Annotated in this window: 8 protein-coding genes; 1 reads left to right on the forward strand and 7 read right to left on the reverse strand. The window is 42.8% G+C overall.

The window, feature by feature from the left end; translation table 11 throughout:
• The 3 genes from Hs20B_RS08135 to Hs20B_RS08145 form a co-directional block, all read right to left on the reverse strand.
• Positions 1-10,366, reverse strand: a 10,366-nt coding sequence (locus tag Hs20B_RS08135; protein WP_172357381.1) for a MucBP domain-containing protein, incomplete at its 3' end; no start/stop codon positions are given.
• A 136-nt stretch (positions 10,367-10,502) separates the two neighbouring features.
• Entirely contained in the window at positions 10,503-11,129 is a 627-nt protein-coding gene (locus Hs20B_RS08140; RefSeq protein WP_172357383.1) for a response regulator, read from the reverse strand.
• Between the two features lie 9 nt (positions 11,130-11,138).
• Positions 11,139-12,356 carry a sensor histidine kinase gene (locus Hs20B_RS08145; protein WP_172357385.1) on the reverse strand — a complete coding sequence of 406 codons (1,218 nt, stop codon included), beginning with the start codon at positions 12,354-12,356 and terminating at the stop codon, positions 11,139-11,141.
• A 125-nt stretch (positions 12,357-12,481) separates the two neighbouring features.
• On the opposite strand from Hs20B_RS08145, the gene Hs20B_RS08150 reads away from it, so the two are divergent.
• Positions 12,482-13,024, forward strand: coding sequence for an FKBP-type peptidyl-prolyl cis-trans isomerase (locus Hs20B_RS08150; protein WP_172357387.1), 543 nt, complete (start codon positions 12,482-12,484; stop codon positions 13,022-13,024).
• A 44-nt stretch (positions 13,025-13,068) separates the two neighbouring features.
• Here the strand turns inward: Hs20B_RS08150 and mgtE are convergent, their stop codons facing one another.
• From mgtE to yjbM, 4 genes are read right to left on the reverse strand one after another with little or no spacing between them, the layout of a single operon-like run.
• Positions 13,069-14,433 carry a magnesium transporter gene (mgtE, locus tag Hs20B_RS08155; RefSeq protein WP_172357389.1) on the reverse strand — a complete coding sequence of 455 codons (1,365 nt, stop codon included), beginning with the start codon at positions 14,431-14,433 and terminating at the stop codon, positions 13,069-13,071.
• On the reverse strand, positions 14,426-15,322 hold the full coding sequence (locus tag Hs20B_RS08160) for an RluA family pseudouridine synthase (RefSeq protein ID WP_172357391.1): 897 nt from the start codon (positions 15,320-15,322) through the stop codon (positions 14,426-14,428). Before Hs20B_RS08160 ends, mgtE begins: the two co-directional genes overlap by 8 nt.
• Positions 15,319-16,137, reverse strand: coding sequence for an NAD kinase (locus Hs20B_RS08165; protein ID WP_172357393.1), 819 nt, complete (start codon positions 16,135-16,137; stop codon positions 15,319-15,321). Before Hs20B_RS08165 ends, Hs20B_RS08160 begins: the two co-directional genes overlap by 4 nt.
• Positions 16,118-16,795, reverse strand: a complete 678-nt coding sequence (yjbM, locus tag Hs20B_RS08170) for a GTP diphosphokinase (RefSeq protein ID WP_172357395.1) — start codon at positions 16,793-16,795, stop codon at positions 16,118-16,120. The genes Hs20B_RS08165 and yjbM overlap by 20 nt, the downstream gene beginning before the upstream one ends.
• Positions 16,796-16,818 lie beyond the last annotated feature (23 nt).

Here is a 16,818-nt window from a genome sequence, read left to right on the forward strand (position 1 = left end):
CAGTTGCGGCAGACTTAGCATCTTCAACTTCTTGTTCAGCTTGTTTAACAGCATCGTCTAATGCATCTTGGGCAGCCTTGATTTCAGTTTCTGTTGCGTCTGGATCATCAATCAATGCTTGAAGATCATCTTTAGCTTTATTGACATTGTCATCATCCGAAACGTTTGTTGGGATTTTGTTAATGTCATCAGTTGCGGCAGACTTAGCATCTTCAACTTCTTGTTCAGCTTGTTTAACAGCATCGTCTAATGCATCTTGGGCAGCCTTGATTTCAGTTTCTGTTGCGTCTGGATCATCAATCAATGCTTGAAGATCGTCTTTAGCTTTATTGACATTGTCATCATCCGAAACGTTTGTTGGGATTTTGTTAATGTCATTAGTTGCGGCAGACTTAGCATCTTCAACTTCTTGTTCAGCTTGTTTAACAGCATCGTCTAATGCATCTTGGGCAGCCTTGATTTCAGTTTCTGTTGCGTCTGGATCATCAATCAATGCTTGAAGATCATCTTTAGCTTTGTTTACATTGTCATCATCTGAAACGTTAGTTGGGATGTTATTAATGGCATCAGTAGCTGCATCTTTAGCAGCTTGAACTTCGTCTTGAGCAGTCTTGATTGCATCATCTAATGCATCTTGAGCATCTTTGATTTGTGTTTCAGTTGCATCAGGATCATCAATCAATGCTTGAAGATCATCTTTAGCCTTGTTTACATTGTCATCATCAGTTACGTTAGTTGGGATGTTTTTGATGTCATCAGTAGCAGAAGACTTCGCATTTTCAACTTCTTTTTGGGCTTGAGCTACTGCATCGTCAAGTGCATCTTGAGCAGCTTTGACTTCAGTTTCTGTTGAATCTGGGTTATCAATCACTGCTTGAAGATCATCTTTAGCTTTATTGACATTGTCATCATCAGTTACGTTAGCTGGGATGTTTTCAATGTCATCAGTAGCAGCAGACTTAGCATCTTCAACTTCTTGTTCAGCTTGTGCTACTGCATTGTTGTAATCATCCAAGGCATCTAAGATATCTTGAGTAGTTCCATTATCATCAGCGGCTGCAGCAATGGCATCATCAAGAGCTTGTTTTGCTTTAGCAACATTATCATCATCAGATACGTTTACTGGAACTGTTACGTCAGCTGCAGTATTTGCATCATCACGAGCAGATTGTGCTTCATCAATAGCAGTTTGTAAATCTTCAAGGGCTTTTTGTTGATCTTCTTCGTTAGTTGCATTGTTAAATGCATCTTCAGCAGCGATCACGCTTGGTTCTTTAGAAAGTGGACTTTCTTCAGGCATAGTGATCTTCACATAGTGATTTACAACTACTGAAGTTCCGTCACCATTGATAGTTGTAGCACCATCAGTAGTTGATAACTTATAACCACTAACGAAAGTATCATCGTTAACGATTGCAGTGTCAGTAGTACCAGTTGAGTTTGTAGTTGCTTTGATTTCATTACCATCAGCGTCTACGTAAGTCACTTGATACTTAGTAGCAGCATCCGGTGTAAATACAACTGTGTAACTAGGAACAACTAAACTACCATCAGCGTTTACTGCAAATGTATTGTCCAAACTAGTAAAGTCAAAGTCTGTTGATGAATCAGCAACAACTTCATTACCTTCACTATCAGTGATTGTGAAGGTATAACCAGGTACAGCTGGAACGATAACTTTTGATCCATCAGTGTTAACCGCATCTGCATAACTAGCATCAGTTACAGCATTCAATGTTGAATCATTCAAATCAGCGAGTACACTATATTTACCGTTAGCTGAATCAATACCACTAGCACTCAAAGTAATGTCTTGAGCATTCGGTACATAAACGATAGTGATGTCAGCGTTATTGCTTGAAAGGAATGTACCGCTAGCTGAGATTGCTTCAGTATATACAGCATTGCCATCACCATCTTTAGTTAACAAGTACGCAGTGTATCCAGAAACAGTTGGGAAAGTATATGAATATCCAGAGTTAGTACCACCATAGATAGTTGCATCAAGTCCAGTTAAGGCTGTTGACAATCCTGAATCAGAATAACCTGCATCAGAAGTAGTTGAACCAGCGATTAACTTATCAGATGCGATTGATGAACCATCAGTTGAAATGTTACCATCAGCATCTTTAGCACCAAGTACGTAGTTGATGTTGATCGATTGAGGGGCTGCGGTGTAAGTAACTGTGTATGCACTATTATCATCAGCAGTAAACAAATGAGTTAAATCATCCCCATTGGCTGCAACAACATTGCCATCAGCATCAGTAATTGTGTAAACATAACCTGGTACATACAATCTAGAAGCAGACAACAAATTCTTTGTTACGTCGGTATCCCCATTAACTGTTGCTGAATCTGTATCAACGAGCGCGTTAATGGCATCAACTTGGGCAGGGTCACTTGGCAATACATAGTTAATTGTTACAGCTTGTGAGTCTGCCTTGTAGCTCAAAGTCCATGCTGTTTCATCGCCGGCCGTGAACGTGTGACTCAAGTTACCATCTGCATCAACTGGCACATCATTACCATCAGCATCAGTGATGTGATAAGTATATCCAGGAATCTGCAAATCTGCTAATTGATCAGCTGTCAAGATAACCTTAGAAGTATCTGTTGCACCTTCAGTAGCTGGCAAATCTTCACCATCTTGTGCAGTGTTAGCTGCTATCAAGATATCTTGTTTAACGTCAACAACTGTCTTTTGAGCGTCAGTTAAATTTGAATCATCCAAAGCCAAATCTAACTTTTGTGGCGTTGGTGTTAAGGTAATTGTGATGCCTGAAATTAGAGTCTTACCAGATGCATCAACAGCAAATGTCAACGCTGGATCGCTCAAACTGTCCACATTATGTGAACCAGCTGCATCAGTATATGAATAAGTCACGACATAACCAGGTACAGCAGCAGCGTAGTCAGTGTTATCAACAACTTGCGCATCAGTCTTACCATCTTCTGTTGCACGAGCCAGTCCAGTCAACAAGTTTGTTGCTGCAGCAGGTCCTACGATTGTTACAGGGATTGATTGGTCAACTGGTGAATACGTGATTGTAAACACGTTATCGTCGCTTGGTTGCAAAACATATGAATATGTGCCATCACCATTATCTGTCAAGGATGATGCATCATCAGCATTAAAGTCGACAGTATAACCTGCAACTGCAGGGACAGTAATTGTTTGAGTTGAACCAGTTGTGCCAGAGATTGTTTGATCAGCAACAGTTTTTGCACCGTTTGTGTAAACAGTTTTTACTGTGACATTTTGATCAGTAGCTTGCAAATAGAAGTTCAAACCAGTGATTGTGCCATCAGGTTGAATTGCAAAGGTAGCAGTTTGTGTATCTGATGCATCATTACCGTCAGCATCAACAATCTTATAACCATCAGGTGCGGTCAATGTATAACTAGCTTCAGTGTCTGTTTTACTTGCCAATGTACCAGTAAATGTGCGATCAACTTGTGTTAATGATTGTCCTTGCAGAGCAAAGATTGCTGAGCTATTGATTGCATCCGTTCCCAAAACGGTTACTGTGATAGGAGCTGTTTGGTCGTTTGCAGAATAAGTTACTGTGAATGATTCTGGTGAATCAACATCTGCAGCTGAATATAACCCATCTACTAGACCACTTGCTGTATAACCAGGAATTGCAGGTGCAACATAAGCTGATCCATCAGCATTAAGAATTCCGGCACCTACTTCACCATTCAAAGTGACATTAGCAGGTAATACTGGATTTCCAGTACCATCAGTTGCAAATGTCACAACTGCACTTGCTTTCTTAGGTGTGTAAACAACAATATATTTAGTAATCGCAAGTGATGAACCATTCATTGCAAATGTGCCACTAAAGTCAGAAACTTTGTTTGCAGCAGAAACGGTATTTGCATAAATCTGAGCATCATAACCTGCAACAGTAATGTCTGACGGTTCAACTGATGTGTCATGAGCTTCATCTGTTTTACCAGTCATCGCTGTAAATGCGGGTGCGAGTGCAAATGTCTTGCCTGTTGCATCTTGAGCAACGATTGTTACTGCTTGTGGGTTTGCCACATAGTTAATTGTGACAGAACCCTTGGCATCAGCCCAACTACCATCAGGCAATTCAGTGCCAGTAGCAGTGAATGTTCCGCCAGTAGTTGTTGCCAAAGCTGTATAACCAGCAATAGCAATTGGTGAAACTGTATAAGTTCCACCATTGAAACTTGTACCATCAGCACTTGTTTCAGTTGTTTTAGCTAAAGCTGCGGCGTTTGCTGTTGTGAAGGCAGCACTTGGTGCCGCACCATTAACTTGATAATTGATTGGCAAAGTCACTGGCGCTGCTTGGTATTCTACTTCATATGTAGCACCACCAGCAGGCACTGTGATATCATCTGTCAAATCAGTTACCAACTCGTAACCAGCAGGTACTGCATAAGCTGTTGCGGCTTTCAAGTCAGCTGCTGTTACTGTTTGGTTTGTTTTGAAGTTTGATGTTGTGATTGGTGTTGTTTTAATTACTGCACCACTTGCATCCTTCAAGATGTAATTCACAGTCAAAGGTTGAGCTACTGGTGTATAAGTCACTGTGAAGTCAGCTGGGTTCAAAGGCGTTCCATCAGCGTTGCCACTAATCGTTGTACCCTTATCAGAAACATAGCCAGCTGGTGCACCATCAACAGGAACTGTAAATGCTGTGCCAGTGCTGAAAGTTACTTCTGGGGTTGCTGTGGTATCAGCTTGTGAACCATCAGCGTAATGGTATGTCACTGTTGGTGCTACTGTGAAGTAATAAGTTACTGTGTTAGTACCTGCTTGGAATGTCTTATCCGCGTTAGCAGGATCAACAGTCGGTGCGGCACCAACAATCACAGAACCATCATCTGCTTGGACAGTGAAGGCATCAGTTTGCCATACTGGTGTGCCAGTTGCAACATATCCAGCTGGCAGATTGGCAGGTGTTGCTAAGAAGTCTGGTGCAACATCAGCAATAGCACTACCATCAGCGCCTCTTACTTCTTGGTCTGGTGCAATTGTTACGTTAGTACCTGCCAACAAATAGTGTGCAGTCAAAGTTTCAGTCGCTAACTGATATTGAACAGTTACGATTGTTGGCGTGCCTTCAGCAGCGTTTGGCGCCAACTTCACATCGAGTGACGCATTTGAGATTGGTGTGTACAAGTTACCACCAACATTAATAGCTGGGGCTGCATAAGTCCATTCTGAACCAACTGTACCAACAACTGTGGCAGGCATTAATGTGCCGCTTGAACCAGCGATAATGTTGCCATCACCATCCAAGAGATCATAGTTCACTTGGTATGATACATCAGCTGCCTTATAGTTCACAATTGCTTTATCTGAAGTGGTTGAGAAGATATAGCCAATATTGTTGCCATCTGGATCTGTACCTGCTGATTCATCTGCATCATCGGTTGAAACATAGGTGTATCCATCAATATCAGGTGTATCGATGCCGTACACTGAACCAGTCCCACCAGTCAAAGTCTTAGTTGTTAAGCCAGGAATTGAGTTACCATTTTGATCAACATAGTTGACTGTGACTGATTGTGGTGTTGCCGTGTAGTAGAAGTTAATTGTTGTCACACCATTAGTTGCAGTGTTATAGCCATAAGTTGGCGCAGCACTTGTACCACCATTTGGCAAAGTACCATCAATGCTTGAGAATGTGTAACCACCAGGAGCAGCTGATTGAACTTGCGCATCAACTGCTGCTTTCAAGTTATCCATTGAAGCGTAGGCACTCGATGTTGCAATCGCCTTACCAGTTTGTGATACTGCTCCTGCTAATGTCGCACCAGCGATTATTTGTGTGTCGCCTGTGATTGGATCAATTGAATAAATATTTGTTTGGTATGTGACACTTTTGGCGGTATACAAAACATATTCATTCAACGTGCCGTTTGCTTTGAATGCGGCACTTTGGGCAGGTGAAGTGCCAACATAGATTGGCACACCAGTTGTTTGCAAAGTATAACCATCAATTGCCGGTGCATCTGTTTTTGCCATCGCAGTCAACAAATCACCGACATTACCAGCGATTGTAGTTGGTAAACCAGCCGGTGTTAAAGCTTTACCATTCGTACTATCGTAATAAATAATATTTGCTGTTGTTGGCAAGCCATTAAACGTCACTGTCAAAACATTTTGAGCTGGATCAGCCGAATAAACTGTTGGTCCAGTAATCACGCCATTTGCATAACCAGTATACACCGTTGGAATACTTGAAGTATCGATAACGGATCCAACAACTGCTGATGCCAATTTTGTGCCTGCGGCATTAGTTGACGTCGTTGCAGTAATTGATGTTGGTGAAGCAGCAATTGTATTACCATTTTGGTCAACATATTTCACTGTGGCAGTTGCCGCAGCAGCTGTGAATGTTACTTTAACAGTGTTTGTGCCATTTGTGAAGACATCATCAGCTGTACCTGTTGCGTTAATTTGTGTACTTGCGTAAGTGTATCCAGCTGGTGCTGTATAAACTGTGCCGTTGATTGTTGCAGTTTTGCCAGTACCAGTTGCAGTGATTGCTTGGTTGGTTGTACCGTTGATTGTTGTGGCTGTTAACGTTGGAATATCATTACCATTTTGGTCAACGAAAGTGACTGTGGCAGTTTGTGCACTAGCTTTATAGATCAAGTTGTATTGGTTATCTGCCAAAACATTAGATACGACTTGCGTTGATGCGTTCACTGCTTTACCAGTGCCATCATACAAGATATTACCGGCTTTGTCAGTTACTGAAGCCAATGTGTAACCAGGAATTGCTGGGGCAGCATACGTGAAGCTAGTTGTGCCAACAAGTCCTGTACCAGTACCTGATGTTGTCCCATCAGCGGCTGTCAAAGTCGTTGCGCCAGTTGCAGTACCATCAGCACTTGATAAGTAGTTCAAAGTCACATTAACAGGATTAGAAACAAAGTTGAGGTACACAGTGGTTGTTGACTTGCCAGTTGCATCAACAGCATAAAGTACATTACCGGCTGCGTTCGTTGCACTCAATCCAGTTGCAACAGTTCCTGTATTTGCTGCTGTTACTGATTGGAATGTTAAGCCAGGAATAGTTTGGTCGCTGGCTGGAATTTGTGTTGTACTTACAACTGTACCAACTGTGCCTGTTACGTTAGTTGTGTTAAACGTAATTGGGTTACCACTAGCGTCTGTTAACCCAGCTTTTGATAAATCAGCTATCAAAACATTTTTGTTAGCATCACGCAAACGATAAATAACAGTTGGTTGCGTTGCATTAGCTTGTGTATTGATATCAATGACAGCCGAGTAGTTAATGCCGTCAGTTGAAGTCAAACCCGTTGTTGTATATGTTGCTGGCAAAGCAGTTGTTGCGTTGTTATAGGTTGCGCTAGTAACTGAATAACCAACTGGAATTAATCCTGCAGCTTGGGCCCAGGCGGATGTGAAGCCAGTTGTTGGCGTCGCGCTGGTTGCAGCGTTAACTTGTACGCTCGATGCAGCACCGGCTGGTAATTGTGCGGCTGATACTACTTTATAACTACCATCAGGTTGTTGAATTTGATAGGTCAAATTAATTTTTTGTGGCGTATAAGTGACTGTATAAGTTTGACCAACAGCATACTTGCCAGTCACTGCAGATACACTCGCAACATAACCAGAAACTACTGGTACTTTCACGTTAAATGTTGTGCCAGTTTGACCAATCAATGTCACAGTTTGAGTTGCAGTATTGATGTAGTACTTATCTTTATTAGCTGCTGTAGCAGTTAATGCCGATGTACTGTTCTTAAGTGTTGTTGTCGTTCCTGCAACCGTGTTGGTTGAACCATCAATTGCCGCTGCATTCAAAGTGACACCATGGTCGGCAAATGTTGTTCCATCAGCGAACTTATAAACAATGTTTTCTGAGTCAGGATTTGCCGTATAAACCAAAGTAATCACGTTCTTTGATTCATCATTGTTAACGATCAAGGCTGTACCAGCTTTTGGTGAAGACACTGTGTTGAGTGTATAACCGGCAATAGTTGGTGCATTGTAAGTATAAGTTGTTGTTCCTAATGGAATATCTTTTGTGGCAGGCAAAGCAGTTACACCAGTAATTGCTACTTGGTCAGTAACGTTACCAATGAAAGAAGTTGAAGGCTGAATTGTTTGACCATTAGCATCGACATAATTAACTGTTGTTTTAGCAGTACCGTAGTTACCAGAGAAACTGTTGACTGTAACACCGATTTGTGACGTGTTACTTCCAGTAGCGCCAACGAAGCCAATTGATTCAGAAGCGGCTGGCGGTGTAAATGACTTTGTGAAAGTCATGTTCAAATCAGGCAAAGTCACTACCAAAGTACCAAGACCAGTTGCGGCGTCATAAGTATAATTAGCTACTGCATGAATTGCGAGTTGTGGTGTTGTGCTGTTTGTCCAACTACCGTTACTTTTTGGCAATGCTGGAATACCTGGTGTATTATCAGCAATCACTTGTTGATCAGTATCGTCACTACTTGCATCAATCAAGTTACCAGATGCATCAGTTGAACGGAAACCAGCAACTTGAGTGGCGGCGTTTGCACTGTTTCCAAGGCCAAAGAATGATGTTGTATTATCTGGATTAATCCCTAAGTTTGAATCACCAGCTGTTTTATTAGCACCTGTAGTAGTTGAGTCAGATTTTGCAGCGTTATTCCAAAAATCGATTCCCCAAGTAACAGAATTTGCTAAGCCTTGAATACCAAGTCCACCACCAGCTTGTCCACTTGTTAATTGGTTAGGCATGGCAGGTGTAATAATCAAGCCCATAGAATCACCAACACCATAAGACATGAATGACACGATAATCAGATTGATACCTTTTTGAATATCGGCATTCAATCCAGCAAAGTTCATGTTATAGTCCAAAGACCATGCTGATGTCATGTCAACTTGTTTAGTTAAGGCTAAATAACCAGTTTTGTTTTGGTCGGCAGTGGTCAAAGTTGTCACGTTGGTGCCGGTTGTTTTATTAGTGGCAGTCGTTGCACCAGTTGCTGTAAATGTTTTACCATCAGTAACTGCTGAGTTAGTACCAGCAAGTGAGTGAACACCTGCTTCTAAGTCTGTTAAGGCTGAAATATCATCTGGGTCAACGATATTACGGAAAGCACCTGTTAGTCCTTGTGCGTCAATCGCAGCTACCGCGTTGTTATAGTCGCTAGCACTTGCTGCGTTGATGATCAAGTCACCGTAAGCTGACACATAGGCGTTGGTGTTGACCGGTAGAACCAATGATTGGTAGGCTTCTTGCGCTGCTTGCACTTGTGCTGCGTTAGCACCTTTTTTATCTTCAACCAACATAGCACCAGCGAGCGTTACTTCTTGTGCCATGTCGCTGATGATTTGATTTGTTTGGGTGTAAAGCGTTTGAACGTCTTCGAGTGATGCTTTTGGATCAAGCGCTTTAAGTGACGCCAAGTTAGCTTTGACTACTGCTAATTCTTGCGTTTGGTGGTTGGCGAGTGCTAAGATAGCTGTGTTTCTCACGACTGTGTCTGTGTCGCTGGCATCTGCTTGTGCGTTAGACTGGTCCAAGATCTCGTCAATGTCGTCTTTGTGTGCTTGTGCTGTTTCAGCAGTTTCTGCCAGCCACTTTTCTGTTACTGGTGAGGCTGCTGTGTCTGCACTTGTTTTTGCTTCAGCACTTGCTGTTGTTTCAGCACTTGCTGTTGTGTCTGCTGTTTCAGCAGTTTTCTTATAAGTAACGGTGTATGTGACATCTTTGTCTGCTGTGCTTGCTGATACGTTCGGAAGAACTGCACCAGTTGCATCTGTGATGACTGCGTCGTAGCCTGCAACTGTATAGCTAGTCAAGTCTTGCGCTGCAAAGTCTTCGCCTGCTTTGACTGTTTGTGTCAAAGTTTTGCTTGTCCCATCAGGGAAAGTCAAGATGATTTTTTGCGTATACGAAAGGTCTGCTGCCGCTTTGGGCTCAGCAGTTGTTTTTTCTTCTGTTGTTGCTGCTGTTTCTGACTCAGCAGGTGCGGCACTTGTTGTTGTGCTTTGGGTTGTTGTTGTTGTTTGAGACGCTACTTCTGCTTGAGTTGATGCTTCGCTTTGCACTGGTGCAGCAGTTTCACTTGATGCTGGCACTTCAGATGCTGCTGGCGTTGGTGTTACTGCGCTGCTTTGTGATTGTGGTTCGGACGTTTTAGCTGACGCTTGGGTGCTGGTTTGAGTTGTTTTTGCCGCAGTATTTTCATCTGCGCTTACAACTGTTTGTCCTGCTACCGCTGCGCCACCTGCTAGGACAGCCAAAACGGTACTGGCATAAAGCCAGTTTTTACCTTTTTTCCACGAACGGAAATTCGTGTTTTTCCTGTCGACGTTTAACTTTGAGTCGTGTTTACCCTTTATCATGTTTTCTCCTATATTTTGGTATTTTTCCCCGGACATGTCTCATTTTACTGAAATTTTGCCACAAAAACATCGTATAAAACGGTAAACTTTTCTGCCTTTTTAGGTAAAAAAAGAAGCACAATTGTACTTCTTGAAATTATTTGACTAAATTTTGACGAAGTGCCAATGAAACTGCTTCAGAGCGAGATTCAACACCGAGTTGGTTATAGATAGAAGTCAGCTCAGCACGAATGGTGCGTTCGCTTAAATACAATTCTGCAGCAATCTCTTTATTGCGGTAGCCTTCTGCTAACATCTGCAATACTTGCTGTTCTCGTGGCGTTAAGTTTACAGTTGGTTCGGTTGGCGTAGAGAAAATCTGGTTGACCACCTTATCAGATAAAACCACTTCGCCGTTGCTCACGCGCTTAAGCGTCTGATAAATCTGGCTTGGCTCCGCGTCTTTCAATAGATAACTTTTTGCACCAAGTTGTACCATTTCTTTGACAGTTTGCGTCTCGTCAAAAGTTGTCAACACAACGACGGAAATGCTAGGGTAATCAGCTGCGAGTTTTTTCATCGTCTCGACACCATCTAAAACTGGCATTTTAACATCAAGTAAGATTATGTCTGGTACTGCATTATTGTCCGCCAACCAATCGAGCGCTTCTTGCCCATTACTCGCTTCGTGAACAATTTTGATTGACTCATCTAGTCGTATCAAAGTCGCCCGCAAACCTTCACGTAAGACCACATGGTCATCAACTAACATTATTTCCATCATGATTCTCCTTTATTTTGTTGGTGCTATTACCTTAACTGTCGTGCCTTCACCAATCACACTATCAACGGTAACGCTGCCGCCAATTTTGGCAGCACGTTCGTTCATCCCTTTGAGTCCAAAATGATTTGACTTGTTTTGCTCAGTTTCATCGAAGCCATCACCAAAGTCGATTATTGAGATTGCCACATTTTCTCCTTGTGGGATGACGTTCATAATTGCCACCGAGGTCCCTGTATGCTTAACGACATTGCGCAAGGCTTCGGACACCATCTTAATCACTTCATTTATCGTTCCAGGCGCCAGATCAATCTTATCTGGCCTACCATTGATTTGTAGCGTGAGCTGGAAGTCTTCTTCAAAGATTTGCTTCAATATGACGAGACGTTCGTTAAACGACAGTGTTCTTTTTTCTGTTTCATCACGCAAACTTGACAGAGCTTTTCTGCCGTTCACCGTGGCTTCGTGGGATAAAACAAGGGCGTGTTCGCTCAACGTCAGTGCTGCTTGCGGTTGTTGGTCTTTAAGCAAGGTTGTAATATTTTCTAACTGCATGGTGACAGCGATCACATCTTGCAAGACCGTATCATGAAATTCGCGGGCTATTTTTCCACGTTCGACTCGCGCAGATAGGTGTTCCACTTGGTGATAGGATATTTCCAACTCAGCGTAAGCATCTTTTAGCTGTTTTTTTTCTAGCAAACTTGTGTAATAGCGTGACCAATAGAAGACGATAACCCAAAGCGTCAGGAGCTGCGCCTCTATCAGTAGAACATTGCTTAATCTGACAAAAATTTCATAAATAATATAAGCAACTTGTCCCATACTTAACAGGATGACCTGCAAGCGCCAATGCTCATAAAACAATAACAGTTCGACAACGAGTATCGGGAATCCACCGATCATTAAAATCGTACGTAAAGAATCTGGTTCGAACTGAGCTATCAGCAATGTAACAAGAAGTTGTGCCCCGATAATGAGATGTCGTTGCCATAATTTTCTAGAAGGCAATAGAAATAACAGTAATCCAATTGTTCCTAGATTAAGTGCCATTACGACACCAAACGAAGACATCCACTCAGCGCTAAATGCAATGCCAGCACAATACGTTATGGCTAACCACACGGCAAACGGAAGACGTAAGCCGCGATAAACTACTTGACTCATCTCAGCATCTGGCAGCTTAAAATCTGCTGATATTCTTAAAATATTCTGTATCAATTTTTTCATCTATTCTATCATAACATATTTTCTGAAAACCATGACACGTAATCTTAACTAAAATCAAGCTTAAAGCAAAAATTTTTCCCGAGAATCTCACCAAATCAGGCAGAGTTTGTGATAAAATATGAAATATGGAAAATAAAAATAATAACACACTCATCACGATCATTGTTTTGGTGGTGACACTTGCAACAGCTGGTTTGGTTGTCCTTGCAAATCAGCCTAAGAAAGCTGTCACAGCAACTACTGCAACTACTGCAACGGCTACAACCGCATCTAGCAGTGCAGCGGCTCCTAAGTACGTGGTAACAACTGACTTAGCAAAACCTGAAAAATTTGACGCTGCAAAAGTTACTGAGCTCAAGGTTGAAACCTTGAAAGAAGGCACTGGCGCAGTTGTCAAAAAAACTGATACCATTTCTGCTAACTACAACGGCTGGAATGCGTCAGGTACCCTTTTTGAAAGCACCAAACAAGAAGGAGGTAAGGCAACACCTGTTGAGTTCGCACTTAGCAGTGTCATCCCTGGCTGGACTGAAGGCTTGACTGGCAAGAAAGTCGGCGGTATCTACAAACTGACAATTCCAACTAGCAAAGCTTACGGTAGCAGCGCACCATCTGAAGAAGTCTCTGGACCACTCGTCTTTGTCGTTGAAATCGTCGCAGTCAAATAAAGTACGACACTAAAAAATCAGTTCTGATGTCAGAACTGATTTTTTTATGTAAAGAATCTGATAAACATGCCAGCAATTGAAAAGTAAATAAAAACACTGGTCAAATCTGACATGGTCGAGATAAATGGTCCTGATGCGACAGCTGGGTCAAAACCAAGTCTGTCCATGCCAACTGGGATCAGAGAACCTGCGAGATTAGCAACCGTAATGGCACAAAACATGGCAACACCAACTGCAAGACCAAGCATGATATTGCCTTTCCAAATGCTAACAACGGCGAAAATCGTCACCCCCGTCACCGCACCTGTCACAAGGCCTGTTGCGATTTCACGCAAAATCAAGCTGATAAATGATTTATTTTCTTCATCATTGACTGAAATCCTGCGAATTGAGACCGCAAGGGACTGTGTGCCAGCGTTCCCGGCTGTCCCAGTGATCAGGCTGATAAAAATAGCAAGCACTGACGCTTGACTCACCAAGCTATCAAAATGGTCAATCAGACTGGCTGTCCCCATGCCTAAAAACAACAGTGCAATTAGCCATGGTAGGCGCTTTCCTGCAGCCTGAACGGGATTTTGGTTGAGATTATCTGTATTAACCCCGGCAAGTCCTGAGTAGTCACTTTGCGCTTCGTCATCGATAACGTCGATAATATCATCGACCGTGACGATACCAAGCATGATATTATCATGACTGACAACGGGCAAGGCAAGTAGGTCATAGTCTCTGAAATACTTAGCCACACGTTCTTGCGGCTCCGAAACATCTACTTTGATGATGTGCTCATTGACCAAGTCAGAAATCAGCACGTCATCATGAGAAATCAGGAGGCTACGCAAGGAAATCACGCCCAGTAACTGCTTTTGAGTGTCCAAAACGTAGACATAGTAGATTGTCTCCGCATCCTCGGCAATGCTTTTGATCACAGTCATGGCTGATTTGACCGTTTGATTGGCGACAACGGCGACGAACTCTGTTGTCATCAGAGATCCTGCAGTTTCCTCGTCGTAGTGCATGAGGTTGCGGATTTCTGTGACTTTCTCAGGCGACATCAGTGTAAAAATCGCACGACGCTCCCGTTTATTGACAGTCATCAAAATATCTGCAGCATTATCTGATGACATCTGATCAAAGATTGCAGACAAATATTCTGGCGATATTTCCCGCAGATATGGCTCAATGTTGACCTCGTCAAAATCGATGCTATCAAAAATCTCTGACAATTCATCAGGCGACAAGACATTATAGAGCTCAAGGCGCTCATCGTCTGAGAAATCCAGATAAAACTGTGACTGATCGTAGATATGGTGATCTAGAAATTCCTCACGAAAAGCAGCAATCTCATTTGTCCGTAAAAGATGCTGTAAATGCTCAAAAACTTCTTGAGATGTCTCAATTTCATCACTCATGATTGATAACTCCTTTCATATCTAGTGGTAAGTCGGATTCTAGTGCGATGATTTCCTTGGTAAATGGATGCGTGAACCTCAGAAAATGGCAGTGTAGCGCTTGACGCGCAATCTTATCACGATAACCACCATAAAGATCATCCCCCAAAAGCGGGCTCCCCAGATGCGCAAAATGGACCCGTATCTGATGCGTCCTGCCTGTGTGCAGCTGTATATCAACTAGACTAAATTCCTGATTTTGACTGATCAGCTGATAGGACGTGTGCGCCTGTTTTGCTGTCGGATGACTTGCATCAACCACCGCTCGCTCAATAATCGAGCCGTCCTTGCGACCAATCGGGGCCAAAATCTCGTCAGAATCTTTGAGCGCCTCTGACGTATGCACCAAGGCAAAATATTTCTTGGTCAGACCTTTTTTTTGCAGCATTTTATCCATGAGACTATGCGCATAACCGTGCTTGGCAAATAGCATAAGACCTGACGTATCCTTATCTAGCCGCGTCACCACGTGCACTTTTTGATTTTCATAGCCTTGCGCCTGCAGATAACCCGCGACAAAATTACTCATGGTCTGATCAGGATAGTTTTGACCTGTCACACTGGCAATGCCTGCTGGCTTATCAATCAATAGAAAATGCGCATCTTCATAGGCGATACTGAGCGTCATATGCTGCTGTTTGAGCGTCGGTGTGGCTGTTTCTGGTGGTATAACCACTGTCACCTGATCGCCGTCAGAGAGCCTATAAATCGCGTTTTGACGTGTGCCATTTACCAGCAACTCACCGCCGTCAAACTTAATTTTAGCCAGTAGTTTTTTTGAGATGCCGTGCTGCTTGAGCAGATTTTTCAAGAGTATGTTGTCTTGATTGGCTTGAAATTCAAATCTCACTTGACATCCCCAATAAATGAATTTTTGACACGGTGCCAAAAGCCTGTGTGCCCACCATTGACAAAACGAATCGTCCCACCGTCTAGGCTATACGTCACTTCTGTAATCTCATCATAGGCATAGTCCAGCTGATCCACCGTCAGCAGATAATCACTGGCACTTTCAAGCACAAACTTGACCGTATCTTTTTCGGCAATAATCATCGGCGCACCAAGCGTGCGGTAGACTAAATTGTTTAATGACGCGACCTCTGTCACTTGAAAGGCCTTAACACGCGGGTGCATGACTGCGCCACCAATCGACTTATTATAAGCGGTTGAGCCTGTCGGAGTCGAGACGGACAAGCCGTCGCCACGAAATTTTTCAAACAGAAAATCTGAAATCTCAATATCTGCAACTAAAGTCTTTGACCCACGCTTGATGACGGATTCATTGAGCGCAAGATGCGTTTTAATCGTGCCGTCAGAAAGTTTGACTGTAACTTTCAAAAGCGGATACTGAAAGGCTTCGCTAGGATCTTCCTCACGAATGGCCACAATCAACTCTAGCAGTTCATGCTCTTGAAAATCCGCATAGAAGCCAAGATGCCCCGTGTGCACACCGACAAATCGGACATGTTCCAGCTGGCTTTCGTAAAAGTGCATGGCCGCAAGTAAAGTGCCGTCACCCCCAACAGAAATCACTATCTCAGGTGATTTTTCATCAAAAACAAAACCCGCAGCCAGACACATTTTTTCAAGTTCAGCGGCGATTTTGGCTGTTTTATCATAATGATTTTTGACAATCCAGATTTTTTTACCAGTTGTTTTCTTCATCAAAATCATCCCGATTTTCTACGCCATCATCAACCTTACGTCTTGGCGGACTAAATAAAAGTTGTGCTTCTTGGATTTCTTCACGAATTTTGCTCATTTCTTCATCGAGCGCAAAGGCGATTTTAGCCGTTGTTGCGAGCCTTGTTTTCAGCTCTTCTGGAAAGGCACCTTGATATTTGTAGTTGAGTGAGTGCTCAATCGTCGCCCAAAAATTCATGGCAAGTGTCCTGATTTGAATTTCAGCAAGGATGAGCTTATTGCCATCAATCGTCTCAACTGGGTACTCGACAACCACGTGATAGCTGCGGTATCCTGAGTCTTTTTGGTGATTGATATAGTCTCGTTCTTGGACAATCTTGAAATCTTTGCGCTGATGGAGTAACTCAAGCACTTCTTCGACGTCTTCTACAAACTGGACCATGACTCTGACGCCTGCGATGTCTTGCATTTCTTCGATATTTTCAGGCGTAAAACCACGCAAGCGTGCCTTATTTTTGATTGACTCGACAGGCTTCACGCGCCCCGTCACAAATTCAATCGGCGAATGGCGATTTTTTTTCTGATATTGCTTGCGCGCACCGCGCAATTTAATTTTCAGCTCGCCGACCGCCTGAATATAGGGATCTAGAAATTCTTCCCAGTTAAATTTTTCTGCCATATGGACAAGTATAAGGACAAGTT

The sequence above is a fragment of the Pseudolactococcus insecticola genome, assembly GCF_011170065.1.
Classification (GTDB): Bacteria; Bacillota; Bacilli; order Lactobacillales; family Streptococcaceae; genus Pseudolactococcus; species Pseudolactococcus insecticola.